2 protein-coding genes and 1 pseudogene are annotated in these 6,539 nt (G+C 71.5%); 2 read left to right on the top strand and 1 reads right to left on the bottom strand.

Going from position 1 to position 6,539, the window contains the following annotated elements; translation table 11 throughout:
- Window positions 1-159: 159 nt before the first annotated feature.
- Together MJ797_RS14835 and MJ797_RS27510 are read left to right on the top strand one after the other, a co-directional pair.
- Window positions 160-2,448: pseudogene (locus MJ797_RS14835) on the top strand (BTAD domain-containing putative transcriptional regulator); the annotation flags it as partial.
- Window positions 2,449-2,497: 49 nt separating this feature from the next.
- Window positions 2,498-5,344 (top strand): hypothetical protein, encoded by a 2,847-nt coding sequence (locus MJ797_RS27510; RefSeq protein WP_374582262.1) that lies wholly within the window; start codon window positions 2,498-2,500, stop codon window positions 5,342-5,344.
- Between the two features lie 10 nt (window positions 5,345-5,354).
- Here MJ797_RS27510 and MJ797_RS14830 read toward each other — a convergent pair whose 3' ends face one another.
- A complete protein-coding gene (locus MJ797_RS14830; protein WP_239335166.1) occupies window positions 5,355-6,485 on the bottom strand; it encodes an aminotransferase class I/II-fold pyridoxal phosphate-dependent enzyme in 1,131 nt (376 codons plus the stop codon).
- Between the last annotated feature and the right edge of the window lie 54 nt (window positions 6,486-6,539).

The raw sequence follows: 6,539 nt of genomic DNA, 5'->3' as shown, positions 1-6,539 counted from the left end.
TTCTCGGGCGCTCTTAATTCAAGCTTTGAGATCATTCAAACTGTCGGTGTGCTGACGGTCGACGGGGCGAAAATTTGGTCGAGCCGAGCTGCGAGTGGCGGCTGAGAGGCGTCGCCGGGCAGCTCGAGACGGGTCCGACGGCGGAAGGGTAACCGAAATATGGCTCGAGAGGGTACGGGTGCCGCCGTCGACGGATCGACGGCGGCACCGCACGGGTCCGTCGGCAAGGGCGTCGGCGTCGCCTCGTCCGAGTTATGGTTTGGGGTGCTCGGGCCGCTGGAGGTCCGCCGGAACGGCGAACTCCTGCCGCTGCGGAGCGCGCGGGAACGGGCGCTGCTCGGTTTGCTGCTGTCCGAGCATAACCGGGTCCTGTCGGTGTCGCGGCTGGTGGACGGGGTGTGGGGGGCGGAGCCGCCGCTGACGGCGGAGAAGACGCTGCAGGGCTATATTTCCCGGCTGCGCCGGCTGTTGGAACCAGACAGCCCACGGGCTGGCTGGCGCATCCTGATCACCTCACCGCCCGGCTACAGCCTCCGGGCCGGCACGGCGGCCCTGGACGCGGCCGTGTTCGAACAGCTCGCCGGGCAGGCGCGGCAGGCACTGGCGGCCGGTGCCCCCGAACTCGCGCTCGCCCGCCTCCGGCGTGCGCTGGGGCTATGGCGGGGGGAGGCATACGAGAACCTCGACGACGCCGAGTTTGTGGTAAGCGAGCGGGACCGGCTGGCGGAGCTGCGGCTCGCCGCCGTGGCCGACCGCATCGACGGCGAACTGGCGCTCGGTCATGCCGCGGCCTTGGTCAGCGAGCTGCAGCGGTTGGTGGCCGAGTACCCGTTGCGGGAACGGTTACGGGGCCAGCTGATAGTCGCGCTGTACGAATCAGGGCGGCAGGCGGAGGCGCTGGATGCCTACCGCGCGGCCCGGACCCGGAGCGTGGACGAAATCGGGGTGGAGCCCGGCCCGCAGCTGCGGGCGCTGGAAGCGGCCATCCTCGCCGAGCAGCCCAGCCTGCGCCCGGACGCGGTGCGTCCGCAGGAGCTGCCGGCCAGACTGGACGCGGACCGGAACCCGCTGGTCGGGCGGGAGGGGGAACTGCGTCACCTTGAACTGGCGTGGGGGCGTGCCCTCGACGGCTCGGGCGGGGTCGTGGTCGTCGAGGGCGCGCCGGGGATGGGCGCCAGCCGGCTGGTGGCAGAGTTCGCACGCCGGGTGGGCAGCCGGGGCGCCGCGGTCCTCCTCGGCCCGGTGGACGCCCAGATGCTCGTGGGGACCACGGCGGAGCATCCGGTGTTGGTCGTCCTCGACGACCCGCCGGGGGCGGGGGCGGACCCAGATGAGTTGCGGCGGCTGGCGGTCGCAGTCATGCGGCTATCGGTACTTGTCGTCGTCGTCGCAGTCGCCGACGGGTCCGCCGACGGCGACCGGACGGAAGAAAAGGAGACGGGCCGCCCGTCCGGTGCGGCCGAAGCCGGCTCTCAGGAGGTACTGCGGCTCGGTCCACTCGGGGTGGAGCAGGTCAGGACAATTGTGGCCGGCTATGTGGCTGACGAGGAACTCGCGGAGGCAGCCGAAGCGGTGGCCGCCTCCTCCGGCGGCGTCCCCGCGCGGGTACACGAGCATGCGGCCGGCTGGGCGGATACCCGGGGCGGGGAGCGGGTCGGCCGGAGCGCGGCGTGGGTGGTCAGCGGGCGGCGGGCACTGGGCGCGGCCGAGCACGCGATGGTCGCCGACGTCCTCTACCTGCAGCGAGCGAGGATCCGCCGCCGCGCCGCGGCACCTGATGGCTCCACCGCACCGGAGAGGGCCGCCGACCTGGCCGGCGGGAGGGATGCCGTCCTCTGCCCGTACAAGGGGCTGGCACGTTTCGAGGAGTCCGACGCCCCGTACTTCTTCGGCCGGGAACGGCTGGTGGCCCAGCTGGTGGCCCGCTGCGTGGCCGCGCCGCTGCTGACGGTGGTGGGCCCGTCGGGCGGCGGGAAGTCGTCGCTGGTGCGGGCTGGGCTGGTGCCAGCGCTGCGTTCGGGCGTGCTACCCGGCAGCGAGCGGTGGCGGATCCGGCTGCTGCGAGCCGGCACGGTCGACCCGGCCGCAATCGATGTCGATAGCGGTGGGAACGAGCTCCTCGTTCTGGACCAGTTCGAGGAGGCGTTCACCACCTGGGCGCGGGAGAGCCGGGAGGAGTTCATCGACGTGTTGGCCGGTGCGCTCGAGCGGGGCGACGGGCGCCTGCGCGCCGTCCTCACGGTCCGCGCCGACTACTACGGCCACTTCGCCCGCCACCCGGCGCTCGCCCACCTCATCGGTGGCAACCATGTACTTATCGGCCCGATGACGATAAGCGAGCTACGGCGGGCGATCTCCGAACCCGCCCACGTCGCCGGACTCGAACTCGAGGAGGGGTTCACCGACACGGTCCTGGCCGACGTCCGCCACGAGCCGGGGGCGCTGCCGTTGCTGTCCAACCGCGTTGCTCGCCACCTGGGAGCGCCGCGACGGCCGAGTGCTGCGCACCGCGGCCTACCGCGAAGCCGGTGGCATGGCAGGGGCGATCACCCGACTCGCCGACGGCGTCTACGACTCACTGGACACCGAGGGCCAGGCGACTGCCCGGAAGGTGTTTCTCCGGCTCGCTACCCCCGGCGAGGGCGCCGCCGATGACCTGCGCCGCCGGGCGCCGCGGGCCGAGCTGGCCGGCGGTGGGCCAGAGGATGCCGTGCTCGCCGCCCTGGTCGAGCGGCGGCTGGTCACCGCTGACGGTGACACGGTGGAGGTTGCCCATGAGGCGCTGCTGCGGGAGTGGCCCCGGCTGCGGGCCTGGCTGGAAGCCGACCGCGACGGCCGGCGGGTGCACCGCCACCTCACCGAGGCCGCCGCTGCCTGGGCCGCGGCCGGCCGCGACCCGGCCGACCTCTACCGCGGCGCCCGTCTCGACGCTGCCCAGGAGTGGGCGGCCGCCCACCTCGGGGACGCCAACCTGTTGGAGCGCGCCTTCCTGGACGCCTCCGCCGCCGTACAGGAACGCGCGCTGCACCACGCCCGGCGCAGCGCCCGGCGGCTGCGGGTGCTGGCCGCCGTGCTGGCCGGGCTGCTGGTGATCGCGTTGACCAGCGTCGGCGTGGCGGTCATGCAGCGCGGCGCGGCCAACCAGCAGGCACAGATGGCCCGCGGGGCCACCCGGTCGGCGCAGGGCAGCCGGCTGGCGACGCTGGCCGCCGGCCTTGACACCGACCAGGTCGACCTGGCGCTGCTGCTCGGCGTGGAGGGCTACCGGCTCGCCCCCTCCCGGGACACCGAAGGCGGTCTGGTGACCGCGCTCGTCCACACCCCGGCCAACCTCGATCAGATCATCCGGTTCGGCGCCCCCGGCCTGCTGCCGATCGTGCCCCCGTCGGTGAGTCGGGACGGGCGGCTGCTCGCCGTCCCGGGGCGAGACGGCACGGTCACCGTGTGGGACCTGACCGCCGGCCGAGTCCAGCGCACGCTGCACTGGCCCACCGGTCGCCAGCTCGCCGTCTTTAGTGCGGACGCCACGATGCTCGCTGTCGGCGGGAACGACGGGACCATCGTCGTCTGGGACGTCATGCGCGGCGAACAGGTCGGGGCACCCATCCGGGCCGGGGACGGCCTCGCCTACGGGCAGTTCGACCCGGACAACCCGTCCCGGCTGTTCGCGGTCGACAACAGCGGGCGGATCGTCCTGTGGGACCGCTCTGTTCCCGACGCGCCCCGACAGGTCGGGCCACCGCTGCAGGTCCCGATGAAACCCGGCGATATCCCGCTTGTCGTGATCAACGCGGACGGGAGCCGGCTCGCCGGGGTAGGGACCGGTGGCTCATCGACGCGGGTGTGGGACGCTCATACCGGACAGTTCCTGCGGGAGCTGCCCGGACGCCTCGGCTTCTTCGGCCCCGACGGCGTCACACTTCCAACCGCCCTCGGTGACCATGTGATGCTGTGGGACGTCGACACCGGGCAGCTGCGTCAGGCACCGCTGACCGGCTTCACCAGGGCCGGCGCCGGCGCTGTGATCAGCAACGACGGCCGGCGCCTGGTCGCCAACGACGAGGAGACCGATCTCACCCGGGTGTTCGACCTGCCGTCGGGCCGGCTGGCCGCCACATTCTCCCGGCCTGGGATCGTCCCGGTCGCCTTCCTGCCCGACGGACGGCTGCTCACCAGCAGCGTGGCCGAGGCCGACATCTGGCGCCAGGACGCCGCCACATCACCGCTCGGCCGGACCCTGGACGGCCACGACGGCCGCGTCGTGGCCGCGTTCATCCCCGGCGGCACCGAGATCGCAACCCAGGGCATTGACGACCGGCGGGTCCTGCTGTGGGATGCGGGCACCGGCCGCCTCGAGGGGCCGCTGCTCGGCGGCGCCGTCGAGGCCCCCGCCGCGTTCAGCCCGGACGGCGCCCTGCTCGCCGCACCGGGCCGGGACGGTACGGTCCGGCTCTGGGGCCAAGGGCGGCGCGATGATGGCACAGCCGCCCCGCCGGAGTCCCACCTCCCCGTGTCGTGGGAGCGGGCCGGCGGCGCCGAACTGGCGGTGCTTGCCGGCACCGGGCCGGCAGCGCGCACCGACGCCGTCGCGTGGAGCCCGGCCGGGCGCAGGGTCGCCGTGGCCGTCGGCGGTTCGGTCCTGCTCTGGGATATCGGTGACCCGCGGCGGCCCCGCCTGGTGGGGCAGTCGGCCACGGCGGCCACACCAGCCCCGGGCGCGCGGGACGCGCCGGACGCGCTGCGCCTCGTCTTCAGCCACGACGGGCGCTGGCTCGCCGCCGAGGACGTCCCAGGCCGCACCATCAGCCTGTTCGACGCCGCCACCGGCCGGACGGTGTGGTCGCAGCGGCTCGAGCTGGACGCGGTCGGCCCTCCGGCGGTGGTGTTCTCACCGGACGGCACGACACTGGCGGTCGGCTATGGGACGGTGCCGGCCGGCGTCGTCGAGTTCCGCGCTGTCGAAACCGGGGCCGTGCGGCGCAGGCTGCCGACGCCGAGTCTTGGTGGGGTCGAGTTCCTCCGTGGCGGCCGGGTCATGATGACGACGAGTACCGTCAACGGACGCGGCATTGCGCAGCTGTGGGACACCACCACCCTCGCGCCGATAGGTGAGCCCCTGCCACTGCCGCATGACGCGTACTCACTCTCGCGCAGCCCGGACGGCACCATCGCGCTGGCCGGCACCTCCGGAGGAGCTGTTCAGATCTGGGACGTCGGCATCGAGGGCTGGGTGGCCACCGCCTGCCGTATCGCGGGGCGCAACCTCACTCAGGTGGAGTGGCGTAGCTACCTCCCCGGCGAGCCTTACCAGCGCACCTGTCCCCAATGGCCGGCAGGCTCGTGAGATCGAAATCTCACCGTGCCACGCCCCCGGCGGAAACCGCCGATTCAGACGAAATCTCGAAATCAACATATTCCCTGGCGGCATCGAGCACACGCCGATGGGCGTTTTCGGTACCCACTGAGATCCGCACGCCGTGTTCGGGATAAGACCTGATCTTCACTCCCGCTTTCAACACCGACGCGGCGAAACGCTCCGACGACGTACCCAGTGGAATCCAGACGAAGTTTCCGTACGAAGGTGTAGGTGAGAGGCCACAGGCGCCCAGGCCCACGTGGAGATCCGTACGCAGCCGTCGCACCAGGTCAATCCTGGTGGCCAGCTCTTTCTTCTGCTCCAACGAGACCACCGCCGCGTTCTCGGCGGTGCGGGTGACAGCGAACGGGATGACCGTCTTACGGGCAAGGCGCGCGATGTCCGATGCGGCGAAGGCGTAGCCGGCACGCAGCCCCGCGAGCCCGTGTGCCTTGGAAAACGTCCGCAGAAGGACGACTCTCGGGCACTCGCGGACGATGTCGAGGTCGCGCGGATCGTCTTCCTCGCTGAACTCCATGTATGCCTGATCAAGGATAGCCACCACGTGAGGCGGCAGGCTGTCGAGGAACCAACGAAGATTGCGCCGGGTTATGCGGCAGCCCGTGGGATTGTGGGGGGAACACAGGATGACCGCACGGGTACGTGAATTCACGCTTGCCAGCAGTTCCGGCAGATCGTGCTCGCCGGTGGAGGTGAGCGGAACCGGTACGCCCCTGGCACCCGCCACCGCGATCAGCAGGGGATAGGCGTCGAAGCCAGGCCAGGCGTAGAGCACTTCGTCGTGACGGCCGCACAGGACAAGGAGAAGCTGTTGCAGTACCCCGGCGCTGCCCGGTCCGACCGTGATCTCCTCCGCATCAGCACCGAAGTATCGGGCGAGGCCGTGCCGCAGGGAGCGTGCGGTGGGGTCCGGATATAGATTGATTTTTTTGTTGCTCTGACACAGCGACTCCGCCACCGCCGGCAGCGGAGGCAGCATGAGCTCGTTGTTCGACAGATCCAGGATGTCCTCGTCGTCATCCACCGATGCGTCCGTGGAGCGGTAGGCGGAGAACCTGTCGAGTTCACAAATTCGGGCAGCCGGGCGATGGACATGACTCGTTGCCATGAGCCTCCTTCTCGGTAGCTCGCTAGTAGCTCGCTAGTAGCTCGCTAGTTCGTG

This window comes from Protofrankia sp. CiP3, from assembly GCF_917627345.1.
Lineage (GTDB): Bacteria > Actinomycetota > Actinomycetes > Frankiales > Frankiaceae > Protofrankia.
Note: the sequence above shows the minus strand (reverse complement) of the source record. Positions and strands in the feature narration are given on the sequence as shown.

Bases quoted from the DNA above. Each gene is read 5' to 3' on its own strand.
- MJ797_RS14830 (WP_239335166.1), bottom strand. From the start codon at position 6,485: ATGGCAACGAGTCATGTCCATCGCCCGGCTGCCCGAATTTGTGAACTC.